The sequence below is a fragment of the Streptomyces sp. NPDC002156 genome (assembly GCF_053593675.1).
In genome coordinates this window covers 1-21,604 of record NZ_JBSFDA010000024.1, presented here as the reverse complement: position 1 = coordinate 21,604, position 21,604 = coordinate 1, and the positions used below count along the sequence as shown (strand labels likewise).

Here is a 21,604-nt window from a genome sequence, read left to right as displayed (position 1 = left end):
GTAGAACAGTTCCTGTACGGCGTACAACAAACTAAAAATGGTGACCCGGAGCGAGATCGCTCCGGGTCACCACCAGGAAAAACGGTCAGCTGCTGGTCGTCGGCTGCGTCAGGTCGTAGAAGGTGGCCGAACCCACCGTCACTTCCTTGAAGTTGCTCTCGACCCACGAGCTGATCTGGGACGACGTGCTCGTCGTGCTGCTGCTGCCGCCCATGCCGCCGCCGGAGCCGCTGGAGATGAAGTAGTGGATCTTGCCGTCCTCCACGTACTTCTTGAACTCGGCCAGCGTCGGGGACGGGTCGGTGCCGTTGAAGCCGCCGATCGCCATCACCGGGTCGCCGGTGGCCAGCTGGTAGCTCGCCGCGTTCTGCGCGCCGATGGCCGCCGCGGCCCAGGTGTAGTCGCTCGCGTTCTTCTCCAGCAGGGCCTTGGCCTCGCTGGTGACGCTGGCGCCGTTGAGCAGACCGCCCACGCCACCGCCGCCGCCCATGCCGCCACCCTCGCCGGTCGTACCGCCGGGCATGCCGCCCTGCTGGTTGCCCTGGCCCTGGGTGTTGCCGTTGCCCTGGCTCTGGCCGTTGCCGCCGCCGGGGAACCCGCCGCCGTTGCTGTTGCCGCCGGTCGGGGGCTGGCCCATGCCGCCACCGCCCTGCTGGTTGCCGTTGCCGTTCTGCTGACCCTGCTGGCCGCCCATGCCGCCACCGCCGCCGGGACCGCCACCCATACCGCCGCCACCGCCACCGCCGAAGCCACCGCGACCGCCCTGGACGGACGGACCGGCCGTGACGATCGAGCCGGTGTGGCCCTCGTTGAGGGTGGTGAGGGAGTAGGCCGTCGGACCGGCCAGCGCCGTGACGAAGCTCAACCCGACGACCGCGAGGGCCAGTTGACGCCCGAGCTTGTTGATGAAGATCAGGCCCAGCGCGGCCACCAGGCCGCCCACCAGCACCAGCCACTTCAGCCAGGGCAGGTAGTCGGAGGAGCGGTTGAGGAGGACGTAACCCCAGACCGCGGTCGCCGTCATGGCACCCGCGAGCGTCAGCGACGCCCACATCTTGTCCCGTTCCCGCCAGAGCAGGGCCGCGCCGATACCGATCAGCGGCGCGATGTAGGGGGCGAGGGCGACCGTGTAGTACTCGTGGAAGATGCCCTGCATGAAGCTGAAGACCACCATGGTGATCAGCAGCGAGCCGCCCCAGAGGAGGAGCGCGGCGCGGACGCCGTCCGTGCGCGTGGCCTTGCGGCCGGCCCAGATGCCCGCGACGAGCAGGATCAGCGCCGCCGGGATCAGCCAGGAGATCTGGCCGCCGATGCTGGAGCTGAACATCCGGTCCCAGCCGGTCTCGCCCCACTGGCCGCTGCTGCCTCCGCCGCCGCCACCGCCGACGCTGCCGGTCTCCTCGCCGTTGATACGGCCAAGTCCGTTGTAGCCGAAGGTCAGTTCAAGGAACGAGTTGTTCTGCGAGCCGCCGATGTAGGGGCGCGAGGACGCCGGCCACAGTTCGACGATCGCGACCCACCAGCCGCCCGCGACGACCATCGCGAGACCGGCGGCCAGCACCTGTCCGATACGCCTGCGCACACTGGTCGGCGCGAAGATCACGTAGACCAGGGCGAGGACCGGCAGGATCAGGAAGGCCTGGAGCGTCTTGACCAGGAAGGCGAAACCGATCGCCGTACCCGCCCAGAGCAGCCACTTCGTCTGGGCCTGCTCCATGGCGCGCTGGGTCGCGTAGACCGCGGCGGCCATGAGGAGCGCGAGGAGCGCGTCCGGGTTGTTGAAGCGGAACATCAGCGCGGCGACGGGCGTCAGCGCGAAGACCGCCATCGTGAGGAAACCGGCCGTGGCGCTGAACCGGCGCCGCACGGACGCGTACAGCACACCCGCCGTGGCGACGGCCATCAGGACCTGCGGGAACAGGATCGCGAAGGAGTTGAGGCCGAAGACGCGGACCGACAGCGACATCGGCCAGAGGGAGGCCGGGGGCTTGTCGACGGTGATGGCGTTGGCCGAGTCGAGGGAGCCGAAGAAGAAGGCCTTCCAGGACTGGCTGCCGGCCTGAACCGCCGCCGAGTAGAAGGAGTTGGCGTATCCGGAAGCCGTCAGGTTCCAGCAGTACAGCGCGCCGATCACCAGCAGCGTGGCGAGGAACGCGGGCCGTATCCACCGGTTGTCCTCGGGCCGCCCGCGCCACAGTCTGTGTACGAAGGGCTGCTTGGGCTCACCGGAGGAGGGCGCCGGCACGGCGGTGTCGGTAAACACCGTCTGCTGTACGGCTGTTGAGTCCGGTGAGTCCGGCGGCGGATAGGTGGTCTGATCGAAGTGAGCGGTGGTCATCGCGGGTTCCTCGGATCCTGGCTGTCGTGCGGGCGCACCGGCTGGAGCCGCATGGTCGGGTCCCCCCAGGTGCGGTCCGCGACATCACCGGCGCGGAACTGGTCAGTGGGGTAAGGGGAGTTGCCGTAAGAGGTGTTGCTGTACTGCGAGTTGTTGTACGAAGCGTTGGTGTACTGGCCCGTGGTGTAGGCCTGGTACGTGGGCGAACTCGGTGTGTGCGAGGCCACGACGGTCGAGGCCGCCGGCTCGTCGCGCTGGTCCGGGAACACCCAGGCCCTGAAGAGCAGGAACCGCAGCACCGTCGCCGCGAGGTTGGCGGCGATGAGCACCGCCAGTTCCGTGGAGTGACCGGGGTCGCTGGTCGCCGCGTTGAGGGCGGCGAGCGAGCCGCTGGTCAGGGCGAGTCCGATGCCGAAGACGACCAGGCCCTGCGCCTGGTGGCGGACGGCACCGCCCTTGCCGCGCACCCCGAAGGTCAGGCGCCGGTTGGCCGCCGTGTTGGCGACCGCGGAGACCAGCAGCGCGAGCGCGTTGGCGATCTGCGAGTCGGCGAAGCCCCGGAAGGCGCTGTAGAGCAGCAGGTAGAAGAGGGTCGACATGCCGCCGACCACACAGAACCCGACGAGCTGGCGGGCCAGCCCCTTGGGTACGTCCTTGATGTCACGGTCGCGCGGGTCGTCGCCGAAGGGCCGGGCGAGCCGGTCCAGCGGAAGCGAACCGGAGGCGAGGGCCTTGCCCACCCGCACCACCCCCTTCAGGTCGTCGGTCGCCGTCTTGACGATGTGGACGGTCGAGTCCGGGTCGTCGACCCAGTCGACCGGCACCTCGTGGATGCGCAGTCCGGCGCGCTCGGCGAGCACCAGCATCTCGGTGTCGAAGAACCAGCCGGTGTCCTCGATGAGCGGCAGCAGGATCTGGGCGACATCACGCCGGATGGCCTTGAATCCGCACTGCGCGTCGGAGAAGCGGGCCTGCAGCGAGCCGCGCAGGATCAGGTTGTACGTCCGGCTGATGAACTCCCGCTTGGCACCGCGCACGACGCGCGAGGAGCGGGCGAGCCGGGAGCCGATCGCGAGGTCCGAGTGACCGGAGATCAGCGGTGCCACCAGCGGCAGCAGGGCGTTGAGGTCGGTCGAGAGGTCGACGTCCATGTAGGCGAGGATCGGCGCGTCGGACGCGGACCACACTGTCCGCAGGGCCCGGCCGCGCCCCTTCTGCTCCAGCCGGAAGGACCTGACCTCCGGTATCTCCGCCTCCAGCCGCGCGGCCACCTGAGGGGTGGTGTCCGTCGACGCGTTGTCCGCGACCGTGATGCGGAACGCGTACGGGAACGTGCGCTTGAGGTGCTCGTGCAGTCTGAGCACGCATGGCTGGAGGTCCTTCTCCTCGTTGTAGACGGGGATCACTACGTCCAGGACAGGCGTACCGGCGTCTCCGGCCGGGAGGTGCTCCCGCGCCGGCAGAGTGCCGGGAGAAGAGTCGGTTCGCATAGGACCGACTTTCGTCAGGCCCCCTGTTCCACCCATGTGGTGGCACTGTGCTGTACCTGTGAGTCCGATTGCCAGTTTGTTTCGGGGGCAAGAGCCGGCAAATGCACCGTAAAGATGGTCTGCCCGGGCACGCTGTCGACGGTCACCGCACCGCCGTGCGCGTTCGCGACGGCCTGCACGATGGCGAGTCCGAGACCGGTGGACCCGGTGTTCCGGGAGCGCGCGGAGTCGCCTCGCGCGAACCTCTCGAACACATGCGGCAGCAGATCGGCGGGGATGCCCTGTCCGTCGTCCTGCACGTCCACGCACAGCCACGGCCCGCGCCGCTGCACTCGCGCGGTGACGGTCGTCCCTGGCGGTGTGTGCGTACGGGCGTTGGCCAGCAGGTTCACCAGGACCTGCTGGAGCCGGGCCGCGTCCGCCGACACCAGTGCGGGTTCGTCGGGCAGGTCGAGCCGCCAGTTGTGGTCCCGGCCGGCGGCACGCGCGTCGCTGATCGTGTCCACGACGAGGGGTACGAGGTCGGTCTGGTCGAACTGGAGCGGGCGGCCCGCGTCCAGGCGGGCGAGGAGGAGGAGATCCTCGACGAGGAGGGTCATGCGTCCGGCCTCGGACTCGATCCGCCCGAGGGCGTGCCGGGTGTCGGGGCCGGTCTCCTCACGGCCACGTCTGGTCAGCTCGGCGTATCCACGGATCGACGCCAGCGGCGTACGCAGCTCATGGCTGGCGTCCGCGACGAACTGGCGTACGCGCATCTCGCTCTGCTGGCGTGAGTGCAGGGCGCCGTGCACATGGTCGAGCATGCGGTTGAGGGCGGCGCCGACCTGGCCGACCTCGGTGTGCGGGTCTGTCTCGGACTCGGCGACCCGCTCGTTGAGGGTCACCTCGCCGGTGTGCAGCGGGAGTTCGGAGACGCGGGTGGCGGTCGAGGCGACCTTGCGGAGGGGACGCAGGGCCACTCCGACGAGTACGGAGCCTGCGATACCGGCGGCCACGAGGCCCGCGGCGGTGACGCTGACCTCGACGAGGATCAGGGTGCTGATGGTCTGGGTGACGGAGTCGGTGGGCAGAGCGACGTAGAAGTTGCCGCGGCTGCCGGTGACGTACGTGACGCGGTACTCGCCGAGGTCGCCCAGGGTGATGGTGTGCAGGCCACCGCTTCGGGAGACGGCGGCCAGCTCGGACCGCTGCGCCGCGCTCAGCGCGACGGCCTCCATCTCGCTGCTGTCGGTCGAGGTCGTGCTCGACGCCGGCATCTCGGCGACGTACGCCTCGGTGACACCTCCGTTCGCGTCGACGGCCGCGGCGACGGTGTACTCCTGCGTCCCGCCCTTCTGCATGAACTCCGTGAGCCGTTCCTTGACGGTCTGGTTCGCGGCGCCCGTGGAGGTGGTGGCGTTGCCGGTGGAGGGCGCGGTGCCCGTGGAGGGTGCGGTGCCCGGCTGCTGTCCGGGATCCTCAGGGTTGCCGCCCGGGTTGCCGACCGGCCCCGTCCCGTTCGGCGGCCCGCCGGCACGCTTGGCGGCCTCTTCGACCTGGGTGTCGAGCTGCGTGTAGAGGTGCTTCTCCAGCGCGATGGTCGTCACCGTACCCATCACGGCGCACACCACGGCGATCAGCGTGACCGCCGAGACCACCAGCCGCGTGCGCAACGTCCGCGGCTTGTTCTGCCGCTTCACCTTCCGCTGCCTGTGCGACTTCCTCTGACTGCTCACCGTGCTGCCCTCCTGCCGGGCTCGACTACGTCTTCCGGAGCGGCACCACCATTGACGCGCCCTACATTCTGACCGCGCGCCGTCCCGTACGCCGGGGAATCGACCGACCCGCGACTATGAGGGCGAACACATGCCCGCCCCACGCCGAGTACGGATCAGCCGGCGGGCTTGATCAGATACCCGGCACCGCGCCGGGTGTGGATCATCGGCTCGCGCCCGGCGTCTATCTTCCGTCGCAGGTAGGAGATGTACAGCTCGACGACGTTCGCCTGGCCGCCGAAGTCGTACGACCACACGCGGTCGAGGATCTGGGCCTTGCTGAGCACGCGCCGCGGGTTGCGCATCAGGAAGCGGAGCAGCTCGAACTCGGTCGCGGTGAGGTGGATGCCCTCTCCGGCCCGCGACACCTCGTGGCTGTCCTCGTCGAGGGTGAGGTCACCGACGACCAGCACGGAGTCGGAGCGGCGGTCGGCGGCACCGGAGCGCCGGATCAGGCCGCGCAGCCGCGCCACGACCTCTTCGAGGCTGAAGGGCTTGGTGACGTAGTCGTCGCCGCCCGCGGTGAGGCCCGCGATCCGGTCCTCGACGGCGTCCTTCGCCGTCAGGAACAGCACGGGTACGTCGGGCAGCTCGCGCCGCAGCCGGCCGAGGACGGTGAGGCCGTCCATGTCGGGCAGCATCATGTCGAGAACGACGGCGTCGGGCCGGAACTCGCGCGCGGTCTGCACCGCACCCGTTCCGTCACCCGCGCTGCGGATCTGCCAGCCTTCGTAGCGGAGGGCCATGGACAGCAGCTCGGTGATCGACAGCTCGTCGTCCACCACAAGCACTCGGACGGGGCTCCCGTCCGGCCTCAGCAGTTCGGTGCGCCCCTGGGGCGAGGTCGTGGTCATAGCGGACACCTTGTCGGTGTCCTCTGAGAGCAAGCTTTCTGGAACCTGTGATTTTCCTGAGAAACTCACAGGCGCCTCTCAGGGAACCCCTGGGGATCCGCCGCCCAAATGTCGCTTACGGCCCCGCCCGGCCAACCTCGCCCGACCCACCAATACCCACTATGACCTGCCCTTTTCTCGGCTTCACAGGCCGCCGGACCCGTTGACGACAAGCCCCTGAGGCCACCAGAGGGCATCCTGTGCGTCTCCTGGGCGAACCTGATCCGACGTCGCGCACCCCACTTCCGCACGCCCGATTCGTCCCCTCCGACCTCCCCTTCTCACCTCATCCTCATACCGATGTCAGACCTTCCTCAGCTCGATACCCCCCGAATCGGGCTCAGAACAACCCGTCCTGCACCCCCGCCGCCTCCCCCGCCCCCTTCATCCCCTTGAACTCCCGCACAGGCACGGTGAGTCCACCGCTCCCGACCGGCACCAGCTCCCACCCCGTCATCAGCCTCGTGTCCAGCACCACCACGCCCCGCCCGTCCTCAGCCGCGTCCCCGAGGTCGAGATGCAGATCGGGCCCGGCCGCCGCCACCAGCTCGCCCCCGACGACACCCCCGGCCACCAGCTCGCTCACCGCACCCACAGCCGGCGCCAACCCGGTCAGCCCGAACACCCCGACGTGGTCGACGACTTGGCAGGGCTCCCGCTCCAGGGACTCGGGCCAGGCGCCCAGCGCCACCGCCCGGGCGTGCAGTTCCTCGACCTCGGCGGCCCGCTCCGCCACCGTCCCCGGCAGCGCGGCCCGCACCGCCCGCTTGTCGGCGTACGGAATCCGGTCCGGGACCCCGAGTGCGGCGCGCAGCAGCTCCTCCGTACGCCGGGCGGCCATCAACGGGCCGGACCCCAGCCAGCTGAAGGTGACAGCGCCCTGCTCAAGCAGCCGCGCCGAGCCCCGCTCCAGCGCCGTGATGCCGACCTTGGTCATGCCGGGCCCGAACCAGGCCAGATATACGTGATAAGGGCGTGGATCGTCCGCGATCGTGTCGGCGGCGACCGAGTGCGCCCGGTCCAGCCGCGCGCACTCCTCGCACCGCGCCCCCGTACTCCGCCCCGACACCACCGCCCGTATCGGACAGGCGTTGCCCCGCGCTCCCACACATGTCCGTACGCCCCCTTCCGTGACCCCGAAGGCCACCCTCTTTCCCCACGTCAGCGCACTGTCGCGCCCACCGTCCCACCGCAGCACGGGACCGTCCGCCGACCATCGCAGCCCCGTGCATCTCCACGCCTGTGCCATCCCTTGCGAGAGTACGGGCTGCCACTGACAACGCCGTCAGACGTGCTCCGGAACGACCTCGGCGGACTCGGCGGCAACGGCCGTACCGCTCGCCCCGCCCACCCGTCGCCCCCGCCCCGCCAGCCGGCACCCCACGCACCCCGAATGCCCGGCCCGCGCCGAGCGGTCCCGCGCCCGCATCCGCCACTCGCCCACCGGCCGCACGCCCGGCGCCTTCCCCCACCCGGCGAGATGCAGCGCCCAGGTGACCAGCAGGGCGACCGCCAGTACCGCGATCCCGCCCGTCACCGCGAGGGCCGAGGTCGTACAGATTCCGAGGCCGAGCACACAGGACCCGACGGTCCCGATGGCGGTGCCGGTCCAGCCGGCGACGGTGTGTCCCTCGTCGTAGGTGCTCACGTGCGCGTCTCCCCACGTAGAATCGAGAATCTCTCACGCCGTAAGCAGTTTAACCACAAAACCTCTCACCAGCTAAGGCAATTCCCGATGCAAGGCATCCCTGACGCGCAGGGCCCACCCGACACGTCCCGCCCGCCCGCGTCCCCCGCCCAGATGCTCACGGCGATGGACCACACCATCGCGACGCACCTGCTCAGCCAGCAGGAGATGGCCCGGCGCCTCGGCCTGAACGTCACCGACCTCACCTGCTTCGCCTTCGTCCTGGAGGCGGGCGAGGACCTGCTCACCGCCGGTGACCTGGCCGAACGCGCGCACGTCACCACGGGCGCGGTCACCGGCATCCTCAACCGCCTCGAACGCGCGGGCTACCTCACCCGCCGCCCCGACCCGAACGACCGCCGCCGGGTCCGCGTGGCCGCCCAACCGGCCGCCGTCGCCCGGGTCCACGCCCTCTACGAGCCCTACTACGCCCGCCTCGCCGGCCTCATCGCCGACTACTCCCCGGCCGAAGTCTCCGTACTGGCCGACTGGTTCACACGCCAGGGCGAACTGGCCCGCGCGTACATGGACGAGATCCGCGAGACGGACACATAGAAGGACGTACTAGACGCACAGAAGGACGTACTGGAAGGACGGCTCACTCACTCCGCACCGGCAGCACGACCGCCGACGGACTCCCACCCCCGTGATGCACCTCCTGGTCGGCGGCGAGCAGAACCGTGGCCGTGCCATGCGGCTCGCCGGACCCCGTGTTGCGCGCGAACCTCGGGAACGCCCCGCTGGACACCTGCACGCGGATGCGGTGCCCGCGCCGGAAACGGTAGGCGGTGGGCCACAACGAGACGCGGACGAGGCGGAGTTCATCGGCGCCGGTGACACTGACCAGCCCGTCACACACGTTGTACGACCGGCCGCGCGCGTCGACATCGCACACCCGCACGAACACATCGGCGTGCGCCAGGCTGGACCTGAACCAGATCTCCGCCCCGACCTCCCCGACGACCTCGACGTCCTCCTCCAACTCGGGCGTCGTGTACGTCAGGACATCGGCCCGCGCCTCCAACTCCCCGTTGGCGACCCGCCCGGCGCCCCGGCCCATCCGGACGCCGCCGACGGCGGGAGTGGGGTCGGCGGGGTCGTACCGATAGGTGTCGTGCGCCGCCCGCTCACCCGGTTCGCCGCCGAGCACACCATCGGCCGCGAGGTGGAACCGCCGGGGCGCGTACCCGACCGGCGGCCAGGCACCGAAGTCCCGCCACTCACCGTCCTTCTCCCCTACGCCGCCCATCACGAACAGCCGTACGGGTTCCCGCTCCGGAGGCGTCTCCCCGCGCGCGTGGGCGAGCCCGAACTCGACCGCCTCGCGGATCGGCGTGCCGTGCGGGGACAGATGGCCCCACGGCCCGACGGTGAGCCGCGCCGACCGCCCCGCCTCCTGCAGCGCCCGGAAGTCCCGCAACTGGCCCGGCAGGAAGATGTCGTACCAGCCCCCGATCGAACTGACCGGCACACTCACGCCCGTCACCCGATGCCGATGGTCGAGCTGATCGTCACGCTCATCGACGCCGGACCCAAGACCGTCGGTGTCATGGGCGAAGATGCTCTGGAGGTAGTCGGAGCGGTGGCCGAGGGCGGCCAGGTCGGCGCCGCTCAGCGGAAGCGTGGCCAGGGCACGCCGGTTGCGGGAGGCCTGGGCGATCTGGCGCAGCACCGCGAAGGGACGTTCCTGCCCGGCGACCATCACGCCCCACTCGAACGGCGTCTCCAGCGAGAACCCGTCCGTCCGCAGGAACTCCAGGGTCAGCGCCGACTCGGTCACCATCGGGATCATCGCCTTGACCTCGGGCGGCAGCGAATCGGCGACGGCCCACTGGGCGAACCCCATGTAACTGGCCCCGACCAGCACGACGGACCCCGCGCACCAGGGCTGCTTGACCACCCACTCCAGCGTCGAGAGCCCGTCCGCCCGCTCGTTCCGGAACGGATCGAAGACCCCGCCCGAGCCGAAGGTCCCGCGTGCGCTCTGCACGAGCACCTGGAACCCGCGTTCGGCCAACAGCCGTACGGAACCGCCTCCTTGAACCCCGCGCCGCCCGTACGGCGTCCGGATCAGTGCCACGGGCAGCCCGTCGTCCTCACGCCCCCGGGGCACCCACCGGTCCGCCAGCAGCTCGATCCCGTCGGCCATCGGGACGCGCAGATCCCGCTGGACGACGAGATCGCGGGTGAGGGGAGGTTCGAGCCCCAGCAGCCGCTGGAGAAGATGACTACGCAGGTTCATGGACGGCAGCCCCAGTCTCGGTCATGGGCCAACGGTGACACAGGAAGAGGGCGAAAACGGAGCAGAAGAAGGAGATGAAGGAGAAGGGAACGCCAGAAGGGAACCGCCATGGGAAGGAGAAGGGGCGAGAAGGGATCAACTCCCCGTCGGCTTCCGCCACACCAGCGTGTACCGCCAGAAGAGCCGCCGCCGCACCCGGCATCCGGGCAGCACCCGCCGCGCCTCCCGCACCACCTCGCCGAACCCCGTCTCCGCGGCCCGCGTCCGCGCGGTCATGGCCACCGGCCGCGCCGCCCGCCGCCCCCGGTTCCTCACCCACGCCATGACGAGGTTCGCCAACACGGCGACAGCCCCCAGCAGATGGTCGACGGGACTCTCGGCCCGCGCCAGCCCGACGACGACCAGCGTCCCGCCGGGCGCCAGTCGCCGCCGGAAGAGAGCGAGCGCGTCGGCGTACGGAAGGTGGTGGACGGCGGCGACGCAGGTGATGACGTCGTACGGACCCTCCGGAAGCCCGGTCATCGCGTCCACGGCGGCGAAGGTGACCGGGGCGGCCGGCGAGGTGAGTTCGCGGGCCCGGTCGACGATCGCGGCGTCCGAGTCGACGCCGAGCACCGACGACGTACTCCGCACGGCCAGCAGCCGCACCAGGTCGCCGCTGCCGCAGCCGACGTCCAGGGCTCGGCCGTACCGCCGGGGCAACTGCCGCAGGATCCACGGGTGGTAGTGGGCGTTGTGGTCCCACGGCCGGGCGGCGTGGAACCGCTCCAGTGCGCGCAGGACGGACGGCGGCAAGATCGTCACGTCGTCATCCTCGCGCGGACCGGGAAACCGGACAACGGCGAAGGGCCCCACCGCGAACGATGGAGCCCCGTACCCGTATGGACGGTCAACTACCCTGCGGAGCCCACCCGTCCGTGCCCGTCAGATAGGCGGAGACCGTGTAGGTGCCCTCCGTCTCGGCGGTCAGCTGGGGGCGGTTGGTGTTGGTGCCGGTGTTGTCGGCGCCCGTGCCCGTGTTCAGGTACTCGGCGAAGCGGGCGGCCTGCCAGGTCTGTGTGGCGTTCCAGTTCTGGTAGGGCGCGCTCAGGACCTGGGCGGGCAGCGAGGTGTTGCGGATGACCTGCTGGCCGCTGGCGCTCCAGGGCCGACCGAGGCTGATCTTCGCGTTGTTGTTGACCCCGTCGGTCACGATGCTGCTGTTCGAGATGAGGAAGCCGTATCCCACCGCGGCGTGGGTCTGCGGCGCCGAAAGGATCGGGGTGCTGGTCCGCGAGGTCAGCACCTTGATCGTGGAGTTGTCGATCACCGTGGTGCCGTGGCCGCAGATGAAGTCGACGTCACCCTCGATGTAGGAGTCCGTGAAGTACTGCCGTCCCAGGGCACCGCCGTAGTTGGCCTGCTTGGTGAGGAGGGTGTCCTGGTTGCCCAGCAGCCGCACGTTGTCGTAGACCTGCCGGTCGCCCTGGGCCATCAGTGCGACGCCCTGGCCCGTGAAGGCGGCCATGAGGTCGGGGTGGGCCGCCTCGTCGAAGTCGTTCGAGATGGTCAGGTTCTCGAAGCGCGTGTTGTTGCTCGCGTTGGTGAAAGTCGCGCTGTTGGTGGTGCCGTAGGCGGCGCCGGTGGCCGGGTTGATCGTGCCCGCCGCGTTGTCGTACACGATCGTCGTGTCGGCCGCGTCGCCGCTCGTACCGACGATCTGCACGTACGGCTTGTTCTTCAGCGTGACCGTCTCCCGGTAGGTACCGGGCCGGACCGCGATGACGAACGGGTTGGCCGCCGTACCGCCGGAGGCCGTCGCCGCGACGGCCGCCGAGACGGTGGTGTAGTTCCCGGTGCCGTCGGCCGCGACCACCACGTCGGTACCGACGGGCAGTTCGGAGCCGCTGACCTCGCCGGAGACCCCGGAGACCTGCCCGGCGGCGTCCACGGCGACGACCACGTAGTGGTACGTCGTCCCGAAGGCGGCCGAACTGTCGCTGTACGAGGTCGAGGTGACGCCCGTGGCGACCAGGTTGCCCTCGGTCGCCGTGACCCCCGCGGAGGTCGACCGGTAGACCCGGTAACCGGCCAGGTCGCCGTCGGCGGGCGCGGTCCAGGCCAGGTCGATCCGCCCGGCGGCGCCGGTCGCGGTGAGCCCGGTCGGGACGCCCGGAGCCTCGTCCACGACGGGCACCGGAACGGTCGCGGTGGCCGACACCGAGTCGCCGGAGAGGTTGCCGGAGGTGTCCATGGCGACGACCCAGTAGGTGTACGCGCTGCCCTGGACGGCCGTGGAGTCGGTGTACGAGGTGCCGCTGAGGGGAGCCTGACCGCTGATCACCCGGGTGTCGCCGTCGGGCGCCCGCCGGTACACCTGGTACCCCGCGACATCGCTGTCCGTCGCGGCGGTCCACGCCAGGTCGATCCCGGTGGCGGTGGCCGCGGCCGTCAGGCCGGTCGGCGCGTCCGGGACGACGAAGTCCTCGGCGGCGAGCGTGCCCGTCGGGTCCCAGTTGTCCGTGCCGCGCAGGAAACGCGCGGCCGTGTTCTTCCGGGCCTCGATGTCGCTCAGCTGCGGCCGGTTCGCGTTCGTCCCGCTGTTGTCGGCGCCGACGCCGGTGTTCTGGTACTCCGCATAACGCGCGTTCTTCCAGCTGTGGCTTGCGTCCCAGTCCTTCCACGCCGAGGTGGGAGTCCTCGGTATGGACGTGTCGCGGACGATCACCTGGGGCTGGTAGTCGCTGGAGTACTGCGGCCAGGGCCGGCCCAGGTAGTACGAGGTGACCCCGGCATCGAGGGTGATGTCGCTGTCGGTGATCAGGAAGCCGTGGTTCGAACTCGCCTTGGTGCTGGCGGCGGTGATCGAGCCGCCGTTCTTGCCCCGGCTGCCGGTGTAGTGGATCTCGTCGTTCTGGAAGACGGCGGTACCGGCGCCGTAGAGCCAGTCGGTGTCGCCCTCCAGGTAGCTGTTGCGGATCAGCACCCGGCTGTCGGGCTCGCGGATGTAGACGGTGTCCTGGTTGCCCAGCAGCCGCACGTTGTCGTAGACCTGCCGGTCACCGGTGGTCCGCAGCGCGACGGCCTGGTTGTTGCTGCTGGTCGCGTCCTCGACGTACTCGTTGGCGATGGTGAGGTTCTTGACCGTCAGATCGGAGGCGTCGGCGTAGACGGTCGCCGACGACTCCATCGTGACGGCGGTGCTGCCGTCGCTCACACCTCGCGCCTGGGTGATGACGGTGTCGGCCGCGTCGCCCGTTCCGCCCACGACGACGAGATGCGTCTTGCCTTCGGCGACGACCACGGACCCGGTGTACGTCCCCGGCTTGACCAGAATGGTCACATCCGCCGTCGCCCCGGAGGGAGCCGCGTTGAGCGCCGCCTGGATGGTGGAGAACCCACCCTTGCCCACGACGAGATCGGCGGCGAAGTACAGGGTCGTGGCCCCGGCCGAGCCGCTGCTCACGGACTCGTTGCCGGCGGCGTCGTACGCCGTGACCGCGTAGTAGTAGGTCACCGCGTCGGCGTCGAAGTTAGTGTCGGTGTACGAGGTGGTGGTCTGCCCGGCGGCGACGAGGTTCGCGCCGGTGAGCGCCACGTCCGGGCTGGTGGACCGGTAGATGCGGTACCTGAGGCCCGTCTCGGTGACCGGCGCGGTCCAGCTCAGCTTGATCTCACGGTCCCCGCCGACGGCGGCGAGGCCGCTGGGCGCGTCCGGCGCGGTGGTGTCGGGCGGGGTGAGCGCGCTACCGGAGACGGTCGCGGCGGCCGAGACGTTCCCGGCGGCATCGAGGGCGTACACCTTGTAGTAGGTGACGGCCCCGGCGACCGCGGAGATGTCGTTGAAATACCCCTCGTCGATGGACGCCAGCTTCGTGTACGTCCCGTCGGCGGAGGCCGACGACCACACCTCGTAGGCCACCGTGTCGGGGTAGTCGCCGGAGGTCCAGGTCAGCTCGACGCTGCCGAGCATGCCGGTCGCGGTGAGGCTGGCCGGGGCGGCGGGCGCCGTGGTGTCGGGCCGGGTACCGGAGACATAGGCGCTGCGGGCGCCCTCGTTCCCGGCGGCGTCGAGCGCGGCGACGGCGTAGTAGTAGGTGGTCTTCTCGGCGGCGGAGGCGTCGTTGTAACTGGCCGCCGTGGTGTCGGCGAGCTTGGTGACGCCGGTGCCGGTGGCCGAGGTGGCGCGGTACACGCGGTACTTGACGGTGTCGGCGGTGGGCCTGCCCCAGGCGACGGTGTTGCCGGTGCCGCTCCCGGTCACGGTGACGTTCGTGGGCGCGGTGGGTGCGGTGACGTCCTTGGACGTCACATTGACAACGGACGAACCGCCCGACACGTTCCCCGACTTGTCGACGGCGACGAGACGGTAGTAGTAACGGGCGCCGGTGGCGGCGGGCTTGTCGTTGTACGAGGTGGCGGTGACGAGCTTGCTGCCACTGATGAGGTTGGCGGGAACGACCGGCACGTTCGAACTGGTGGACCGGTAGACCCGGTACCCGGCGAGATCGGCCTCGGGACTCTTGGTCCAGGTCAGCTTGGCGGTCGGATAGGCGTACGAGGCTTTCACGCCCACCGGAGCGTTGGGCTTGACCTTGTCCTTGGCGGCGGGCGTCACCTTGACCGAGACGTTGGCGGACCCCCGGCCGGCGAAGTAGTCGACGCGCAGGGTGTGGCGCCCCTTGGAGAAGGTGTGCGCGACGGTCTTGGTCTGGGTCCGCGTGACGTCCTTCCAGGTGTCGAGGATCTTCTTGCCGTCGACGTATATCCGTACGCCGTCCTGGCTCGCGGCGGTCACGCTGAACGGCCCGCCGCCGCCGAAGTCCCGTACCTGGGTCCAGCGAACGGAGAAGTTGTCGTTGGCGAGCCCGGAGACTGCGGGACGCCCGGCCCCCCAGTTCTCGCTGATGGCGGCATCACAGACGGTCTTCTTCGCCGCGCCGGACAGCTTGGCGTTGGCGAAGAACTGCTCGGTCCACGTACCGGTGGCACAGGAGACGGCCGCCTGCGCGGTGACGGCCGGAATCACGACGAGTCCACCGACGGTGACCGCGGTGGCGAGAGAGACGGCGATGGCCTGAACTCGCTTGCGGGACACGGCTGCGGCGCGGTCTGGCAACTGCGGCAACTGCATGGAGGGCTCTCGACCCTTTCTGGATTACCCGGTCACGACGCGTCCCATGAGGGAGCCGGACCCGCGACCGAGGAGAACGTGAGTGGGCGGGAACGCACGCGTGGGGGAATGCAGAAACGTTCGACCGCTAGAGGGATCTTCACACCCTCCCGTCCCAAAGTTCACATCTCAACCATCAGGTGTTATGGAAGTGATACATCCCCACTACCGGTACTTGAGGGGCCAGTTCGCCCGATATCCCGTCCTGGCCGGCTGAAGGACGTGGGTCCGGGGCCCCTTGGCACATTCGGGTGGTCTGTACGCCCCCACCGCCTGCCAAGCGGCGTGGTCACCAGGGCGGACTCGTAACGTCGGCGGAAATTGGCGGTGGCCCGGCTCCGGGCCGTCAGCCCTCATCGACATCGAGCCAAGCAGGGAGCACCAGATGACGTCGACCGCCACCCCGAGGTTCTCCGTCTTCACCCCCAGCCACCGTGCCCGTTTCCTCGATGAGTGCCTGGCGACCCTCCAAGCGCAGACCTGTCCGGACTGGGAGTGGATCGTCCTGCTCAACAACGGCACCCGGTGGCGGCCGGAGCGCCCGGACGACAGAGTCCGGGTGGAGATCGCCGACGACGTCGTCGGCGTCGGAGCGGCCAAACGCAGGGCCTGTGAACTGGCGCGCGGCGAGATCCTGGTGGAACTCGACCACGACGACCTGCTGGCGAAGGCCTGCCTGGCCGAGCTGGGCAAGGCGTTCGACGCGCATCCCGAGGTCGTTTTCGTCTACAGCAACACCGCGCAGATCACCGAGGACGGCAAGCGGGACGACAGCCGGTTCAACGAGGAACACGGCTGGCACTACGAGGACGTGCGCGTCGACGGCCGCAAGCTGCTTCAGGTCAGGTCCATGGCTCCGACTCCGCACAACGTCGCCTACATCTGGTACGCGCCCAACCATGTGCGGGCGTTCCGCAAGGAGGCCTATCTGAAGGCAGGGGGGTACGACGCCACCCGTACCGTTCTGGACGACCAGGACCTGATGTGCCGGCTGTTCCACGTCGGCGACTTCCACCACATCCCCCGCTGTCTGTACCTCCAGCGGATGCACCCCGCGAACACGCAACGCGCCCCGGAGATCAACGCGCACATCCAGCGCGAGACGGTCGCTCTGTACGACAAGTACATCGAGGCCAACGCCCTTGCCTGGACGCACCGGAGGGGGCTGCTCGCTCTGGACCTCGGCGCTGCGCACCGGAAGCCGCCCGGTTACCTGGGCGTGGACCAGTACCCGGGTGAGGGCGTCGACATCGTCGCAACCCTGCCGGGCAGACTGGACCTGCCCGACAACTCCGTCGGTCTGATGCGGGCCGTGGACTTCCTGGAGCACGTGCCCGCGAAGGTGCCCCTGATCAACGAGCTGTACCGGCTGCTGGTACCCGGCGGCATGCTCCTCAGCACGACGCCCAGCTCCGACGGCCGTGGCGCCTACCAGGACCCGACCCACGTCGCGTACTACAACGAGAACTCCTTCTGGTACTACACGGACAACCAGTACCGCTCGTTCGTGCCCGAGATCGAGGCCAGGTTCCAGAGTTCACGGCTGACCACCTGCTTCCCGTCCGAATGGCACTCCGAGAAGAACATCTCCTACGTGGTCGCCAATCTCATCGCGATGAAGGACGGCGCCGAACGGTGCGGCGGGCCGCTGCTGGTCTAGGTATTCCACCGACGGCACGGAAATGGGCTCTGCCCCCGATCAGGTGAATTCATCGGGGGCAAAGCACTCGCCATTGGGAGTTACGGCGTCACGTCGGCGCAGACGACGTAGACGGTGGGGGGCGTGTTGTTGGCGGTGTTCAGGGCCTGCCACCCTGTGGGAGGAGTACCGCCCTGGGTGGGAGCCGCGAACACCGGGCCACCGATGGGAAGAGTGTTCTGGAGGTTGCCGTTCGAGATGAGGGCTCCGCCGCCGGTGGCGAAGTCACCCTCGAGGCACTGCACGGTCGAAAGCCTTCCCTCTGCCGCCGTGGCCGTGCGGACGTAGAACCGGACGGCACCAGTTCCACCCGTAGCACCCTGAGCGCCCTGGTTGCCCTGGAAGCCCTGGTTGCCCTGGAAGCCCTGGTTGCCCTGCGGGCCCTGCTCACCCTGCTCACCCTGCTCGCCCTGCTCGCCCTGCTCGCCCTGCGGACCCTGCGGGCCCGGCCTACCCGGCCTACCCGGTCTGCCCGGCTTGCCCGGCTTGCCCTGCGGACCCCGCTCACCCTTGGGGTGGGGGCGGTTGTTCCGGTCGTCGACGGACGGGGCGCCGTCCGGGTACAGCGTCGCCTGGCCCTGCGCGCCGGCCCTGCGGATCGCATCGGCGATGGCCGCCGAGGTCACGTCGGTCGGGCGCAGCTGGGCCGCGGCGCTGTCGGCACTGGGCCTCTGCATCGCGTCGGCGGCAGCCGCCGTGCTCGGCACCACACTGAGCGCCACGGCAACCGCGCCCGTCGACACCAATGCGGCGGATTTCAGACGCGAGGTTCGGATCGATCTACGGCTCACGAGAACCTTCCATTCGGTTGGGAGGGATCAGACAAAAAGCACGCTCACAGCGCGCTTCGTTCTGCTGTCGCATCGCCTCGGTCACAGACGACGCCATTCTTAACTCTTCACATGGAATTACTAATAAGCGACTCGCCCCGCGCACAAGGATCACCCCAGTGGCGCCACATTAGGCAGAATGGCCTACATTCCCCGCACATTTATCCGACCGGAAAGAATGGGGCATTACCAAAAACGGGCTCTCACTGAGCGGCCGCTTCTGCTGTCGTCCCAAGCGGCGCCGGCACACTGTGGGCATCGGACGCCCGCCCGGGCACGACCTGCGGCAGATCACGCAAACGCCAGAGGCCCCGTGGAGTGATCCACGGGGCCTCTGGCTTGCTGTGCACTCGGCAGGATTCGAACCTGCAACCTTCTGATCCGTAGTCAGATGCTCTATCCGTTAAGCTACGAGTGCTTGTCTGTTCTGTTGTGTCTGCTCTTCCTTGCGGGCTTTTCGGCCCGGTCGGCGTTGCGGGAACAACATTACATGACTGGCGGCGTGAGGTGAAATCCATTGGCCGCACCCTGCCTGACCTGCGGAAACGTCCCGGAACGGCCCGGGAACCGCCGAAGCCCCGGTCAGTCGTGACCAGGGCTTCGGGATCAGGTGCGGAGGCGGAGGGATTTGAACCCTCGATGGGATGTAAGTCCCAAACCGCATTAGCAGTGCGGCGCCATAGACCGGACTAGGCGACGCCTCCAGCACAACCTCCCGCGCGAGCGCGAGTGGTGCGTGCAGATGATGACACAGACGAGCGCGGTGTCACCAATCGCCTCCCACGGTACTAGGCAGGCGGGGCGCAGGGCAAAGCCGTTGTGCGTGCCCCACCCGCTGCCCGGCGGCGCACCGACACGGCCCGCGCAACGTCCTCCGGCGTCACGCGTTAGTCAGGTCATGTTCAAGGTCATCCCGCTCCACCGCGTCCTCTTCGCCACCACGGCCGGCGTCTCCCTCGCCGCCGCCTCCTTCTCCGCCTCGCCCATCGCCGCACACGCCGACGCCGCGCCCCAGACCCGCCCGCTCTCCCCCTTCGCGCCCCACGTCCACACGACGGCGCGCGCCGCCGACCACCTCACCGTCACCGTCCACGGCACCGGCGGACGCGATGACGGGCGGTTCGAGCTGGAGTGTCATCCCGGGGGCGGGAGTCACCCCGACGTCGAGGGGGCCTGCGGGTCGCTCGACCGGGGAGCGAGGTGGGGGAAGGACCCGTTCGCCCCCGTACCCCCCGACAGCATCTGCACGATGATGTACGGGGGGCCGGCGACCGCCCATGTGACCGGGACCTGGGCCGGGCGTCCCGTCGACGCCACGTTCGACCGCAGCAACGGATGCCAGACCGCCCGCTGGGACCGGCTCGTGCCACTGCTCCCCGATCTTCGATAGGGCGTTCGGCAGACCGCCCGGGGGTCGGCGGAGCCCACCGCGCGCCCTCACACCGCAGTCACAGGCACTCCGTACCGCATAAGTGGTGTGAAGTGCACCGTCACCGGGTCTCTGTCACTTCGTCGTGCGACCTCCCTCTCATCCGGCGTCGCGAGCGCAACCACTGCCCTTAGACTCCCTCGCGTGACACGTTGCGGGCCGGTTGGCAAGATGGCGCCCGCGGTCGGCAAGGTGCGGTAACAGGGAGGAAGCGTCTCGTGAGCAGCAGGCCATCCCGAGGCGCTGCTCGCCTCGCAGCCATACTCGACGCGCTGCCCGATGCGTTGGTGCTGGTCAACGCCAATGGGACCGTCGTCAACGCCAATACGATCGCCCTCGCGGCCTTCGAGGCACCGGGCACCGCCCTCGTCGGGCGCGGGCTGCTCGACCTGCTGCCGCAGTTCGACTCACGGCTGATCCCCGGCACCATGCGGCGCCCCGATTCGATGGACCCGCACGGGCAGACCAAGCCGACCCGGATGATCGCCCGGCGGACGGACGGGAGCGAGTTCCCCGTCGAGGTCACCAGTGCGAATCTTGAGAACGGCCAGCAGGCGTACGACAGCTACGGCTACGCCAATGACGAGCTGCTCATGCTCGTCGTACGCGATCTGTCCGGCACCGTCGACACCGAGGCCGAACTCGCGCGTTCGCAACGTCAGACCGAGATGATCCTGCGCGCGGCGGCGGAGGGCGTTGTCGGGACCGACACCGAAGGGCGAGTTGTACTCGTCAATCCGGCCGCCGCTCAGATACTCGGTTACCGGGCCAGCGACCTCGGCGGGCGCGAGCTGCACACGCTGATCCTGCACTCGCGCGCCGACGGCGAGCCCTTCCCGTACGGCGAGTCGCCGCTCGCCGACACCCTGCGGTCCGGGCGCAAGCACCGGGTGCGCGGGCAGGTGCTGTGGTCCAAGAGCGGGGACAAGGTCGCCGTCGACCTCACGACCGCGCCCGTCCGGGACGGCGACCAGCTCGTCGGCGCCGTGATGACCTTCACCGACCGGCGTCCGTACGACTCCCTCGCGGAGGAGAAGGACGCCGCCGACAAGCTGCACGCGGAGGAACTGGAGCGGGTCGCCGAGGAGCACGCCTCCGAACTCACCGCCCTGCGCCAGCAGCACGTCACCGAGATCGAGCAGCTGCGCGAGGAGCACGAGGAGGAACTCGCCGCGGGCGAGGACCGGTACGCGGCGCTCGGCGAGCGCGAGAAGGACCGGTACGAGGCCCTGGCCGGCCGCCAGGAGCAGCTGCTCGTGCTGCTCGGGCGTTCGCTGCGCGGCCCCCTCGACGAGCTGCGCCGCGAACTGGCCGCCCTCGCCGCCGACGACGCCGGCCAACTGTGGCCCGAGGCCAACCAGGTACTGCACCATCTGTCGGCCGGTTACTCGCGCATCACGACATTGGTCGACAACGTCCTCTCCTACCAGCGGCTCGACACGGGCACCGACTCCGTCACCCGTACGAAGGTGATGCTCGACGCGGTCGTCGCCGCCGGTGTCGACGGTGCCGTCGAACTGATCGGGCCCGGACGCGTCCAGTTCGCCGTGCACGCGCCGCCCATCGAGGCCGAGGTCGATCCGCAGCGCCTCGCCACGGCCCTCGCGCATCTCGTCGCGGACGTCGCCGGCGTCGACGCGACCGGCAACTCGCCCGCCTCGGCGGGGGGTTACATGGACAACACCGTTGTTGTCGCTGCCGCGCAGCGCGGTGAGGTCGTACGGATCGAGGTGCGCGGGCCGTACACCGGGGGAGACCCGGTGCACGAGCCGATCGTGCGCGGGATCGTGCGCGCCCACGGCGGAGTGCTCCAGACGCACGAGGTGCCGGGCATGAGCGGCAGTGCGTACGTCCTCGAGGTGCCTCTCGGGGGTGGGGCGGGCGCGGTGGTGGCCGAGGTCGCGAATCCGGGCGTCGGCGCCGAACTCGCCGTGCCCGGGCAGGCCGAGGGCGACAACGGCAACACCAACAGTGGTGTCAGCGGGCGGCGGCGGGCGGCCAGCAGCCGGCGGACGTCGTCGACGTGCAGCCCGGTCGTCGGCTCGTCCAGTACATACAGTGTGCGCCCCCGCGTACGGCGCTGGAGTTCG

General features: G+C 69.6%; 13 protein-coding genes, 2 tRNA genes and 1 pseudogene. 4 read left to right on the top strand and 12 right to left on the bottom strand.

Going from position 1 to position 21,604, the window contains the following annotated elements; genetic code table 11:
• Nucleotides 1-85: 85 nt before the first annotated feature.
• The 6 genes from ACWCRB_RS13220 to ACWCRB_RS13195 form a co-directional block, all read right to left on the bottom strand.
• On the bottom strand, nucleotides 86-2,338 hold the full coding sequence (locus ACWCRB_RS13220; protein WP_450996127.1) for an ArnT family glycosyltransferase: 2,253 nt from the start codon (nucleotides 2,336-2,338) through the stop codon (nucleotides 86-88).
• Complete coding sequence (locus ACWCRB_RS13215; protein WP_450996126.1) at nucleotides 2,335-3,828, bottom strand: glycosyltransferase; 1,494 nt, start codon at nucleotides 3,826-3,828, stop codon at nucleotides 2,335-2,337. Before ACWCRB_RS13215 ends, ACWCRB_RS13220 begins: the two co-directional genes overlap by 4 nt.
• A gap of 14 nt (nucleotides 3,829-3,842) precedes the next feature.
• Nucleotides 3,843-5,543 carry a HAMP domain-containing sensor histidine kinase gene (locus ACWCRB_RS13210; protein WP_450996125.1) on the bottom strand — a complete coding sequence of 567 codons (1,701 nt, stop codon included), beginning with the start codon at nucleotides 5,541-5,543 and terminating at the stop codon, nucleotides 3,843-3,845.
• A gap of 155 nt (nucleotides 5,544-5,698) precedes the next feature.
• Complete coding sequence (locus ACWCRB_RS13205; RefSeq protein WP_235476918.1) at nucleotides 5,699-6,436, bottom strand: response regulator transcription factor; 738 nt, start codon at nucleotides 6,434-6,436, stop codon at nucleotides 5,699-5,701.
• Between the two features lie 379 nt (nucleotides 6,437-6,815).
• Nucleotides 6,816-7,724 carry a DUF2797 domain-containing protein gene (locus ACWCRB_RS13200; RefSeq protein WP_450996124.1) on the bottom strand — a complete coding sequence of 303 codons (909 nt, stop codon included), beginning with the start codon at nucleotides 7,722-7,724 and terminating at the stop codon, nucleotides 6,816-6,818.
• Nucleotides 7,725-7,760: 36 nt separating this feature from the next.
• Nucleotides 7,761-8,123 carry an HGxxPAAW family protein gene (locus ACWCRB_RS13195; protein WP_450996123.1) on the bottom strand — a complete coding sequence of 121 codons (363 nt, stop codon included), beginning with the start codon at nucleotides 8,121-8,123 and terminating at the stop codon, nucleotides 7,761-7,763.
• An 87-nt stretch (nucleotides 8,124-8,210) separates the two neighbouring features.
• Between ACWCRB_RS13195 and ACWCRB_RS13190 the strand changes: the two genes are divergently transcribed.
• Nucleotides 8,211-8,717, top strand: coding sequence for a MarR family winged helix-turn-helix transcriptional regulator (locus ACWCRB_RS13190; protein WP_450996122.1), 507 nt, complete (start codon nucleotides 8,211-8,213; stop codon nucleotides 8,715-8,717).
• Nucleotides 8,718-8,760: 43 nt separating this feature from the next.
• Here the strand turns inward: ACWCRB_RS13190 and ACWCRB_RS13185 are convergent, their stop codons facing one another.
• From ACWCRB_RS13185 to ACWCRB_RS13175, 3 genes are all read right to left on the bottom strand, one after another.
• Nucleotides 8,761-10,404, bottom strand: a complete 1,644-nt coding sequence (locus ACWCRB_RS13185) for a CocE/NonD family hydrolase (protein ID WP_450996121.1) — start codon at nucleotides 10,402-10,404, stop codon at nucleotides 8,761-8,763.
• Between the two features lie 135 nt (nucleotides 10,405-10,539).
• The gene (locus tag ACWCRB_RS13180; protein ID WP_450996120.1) at nucleotides 10,540-11,208 is read right to left on the bottom strand and encodes a class I SAM-dependent methyltransferase; all 669 of its coding nucleotides are present in this window, start codon (nucleotides 11,206-11,208) and stop codon (nucleotides 10,540-10,542) included.
• A gap of 85 nt (nucleotides 11,209-11,293) precedes the next feature.
• Complete coding sequence (locus ACWCRB_RS13175) at nucleotides 11,294-15,517, bottom strand: pectinesterase family protein (RefSeq protein WP_450996119.1); 4,224 nt, start codon at nucleotides 15,515-15,517, stop codon at nucleotides 11,294-11,296.
• Between the two features lie 424 nt (nucleotides 15,518-15,941).
• On the opposite strand from ACWCRB_RS13175, the gene ACWCRB_RS13170 reads away from it, so the two are divergent.
• Nucleotides 15,942-17,216, top strand: coding sequence for a glycosyltransferase (locus ACWCRB_RS13170; RefSeq protein ID WP_450996118.1), 1,275 nt, complete (start codon nucleotides 15,942-15,944; stop codon nucleotides 17,214-17,216).
• Nucleotides 17,217-17,296: 80 nt separating this feature from the next.
• Here ACWCRB_RS13170 and ACWCRB_RS13165 read toward each other — a convergent pair whose 3' ends face one another.
• The 3 genes from ACWCRB_RS13165 to ACWCRB_RS13155 form a co-directional block, all read right to left on the bottom strand.
• Nucleotides 17,297-18,046: a hypothetical protein gene (locus ACWCRB_RS13165; protein ID WP_450996117.1), complete on the bottom strand. Its 750-nt coding sequence runs from the start codon at nucleotides 18,044-18,046 to the stop codon at nucleotides 17,297-17,299.
• A 384-nt stretch (nucleotides 18,047-18,430) separates the two neighbouring features.
• Nucleotides 18,431-18,503: transfer RNA gene (locus tag ACWCRB_RS13160), tRNA-Arg, on the bottom strand.
• Between the two features lie 195 nt (nucleotides 18,504-18,698).
• A tRNA-Ser gene (locus ACWCRB_RS13155) sits at nucleotides 18,699-18,789 on the bottom strand.
• A 194-nt stretch (nucleotides 18,790-18,983) separates the two neighbouring features.
• On the opposite strand from ACWCRB_RS13155, the gene ACWCRB_RS13150 reads away from it, so the two are divergent.
• Both ACWCRB_RS13150 and ACWCRB_RS13145 read left to right on the top strand, forming a co-directional pair.
• Nucleotides 18,984-19,475 (top strand): SSI family serine proteinase inhibitor, encoded by a 492-nt coding sequence (locus tag ACWCRB_RS13150; RefSeq protein WP_450996116.1) that lies wholly within the window; start codon nucleotides 18,984-18,986, stop codon nucleotides 19,473-19,475.
• 257 nt (nucleotides 19,476-19,732) lie between these two features.
• Nucleotides 19,733-21,452 (top strand): annotated as a pseudogene (locus tag ACWCRB_RS13145) (PAS domain-containing protein); the annotation flags it as partial.
• Between the last annotated feature and the right edge of the window lie 152 nt (nucleotides 21,453-21,604).

Coding starts and splice junctions, on each gene's coding strand:
- ACWCRB_RS13220 (WP_450996127.1), bottom strand. CDS start 2,338: ATGACCACCGCTCACTTCGATCAGACCACCTATCCGCCGCCGGACTCA.
- ACWCRB_RS13215 (WP_450996126.1), bottom strand. CDS start 3,828: ATGCGAACCGACTCTTCTCCCGGCACTCTGCCGGCGCGGGAGCACCTC.
- ACWCRB_RS13205 (WP_235476918.1), bottom strand. CDS start 6,436: ATGACCACGACCTCGCCCCAGGGGCGCACCGAACTGCTGAGGCCGGAC.
- ACWCRB_RS13200 (WP_450996124.1), bottom strand. CDS start 7,724: ATGGCACAGGCGTGGAGATGCACGGGGCTGCGATGGTCGGCGGACGGT.
- ACWCRB_RS13190 (WP_450996122.1), top strand. CDS start 8,211: ATGCAAGGCATCCCTGACGCGCAGGGCCCACCCGACACGTCCCGCCCG.
- ACWCRB_RS13185 (WP_450996121.1), bottom strand. CDS start 10,404: ATGAACCTGCGTAGTCATCTTCTCCAGCGGCTGCTGGGGCTCGAACCT.
- ACWCRB_RS13175 (WP_450996119.1), bottom strand. CDS start 15,517: ATGCAGTTGCCGCAGTTGCCAGACCGCGCCGCAGCCGTGTCCCGCAAG.
- ACWCRB_RS13170 (WP_450996118.1), top strand. CDS start 15,942: ATGACGTCGACCGCCACCCCGAGGTTCTCCGTCTTCACCCCCAGCCAC.
- ACWCRB_RS13150 (WP_450996116.1), top strand. CDS start 18,984: ATGTTCAAGGTCATCCCGCTCCACCGCGTCCTCTTCGCCACCACGGCC.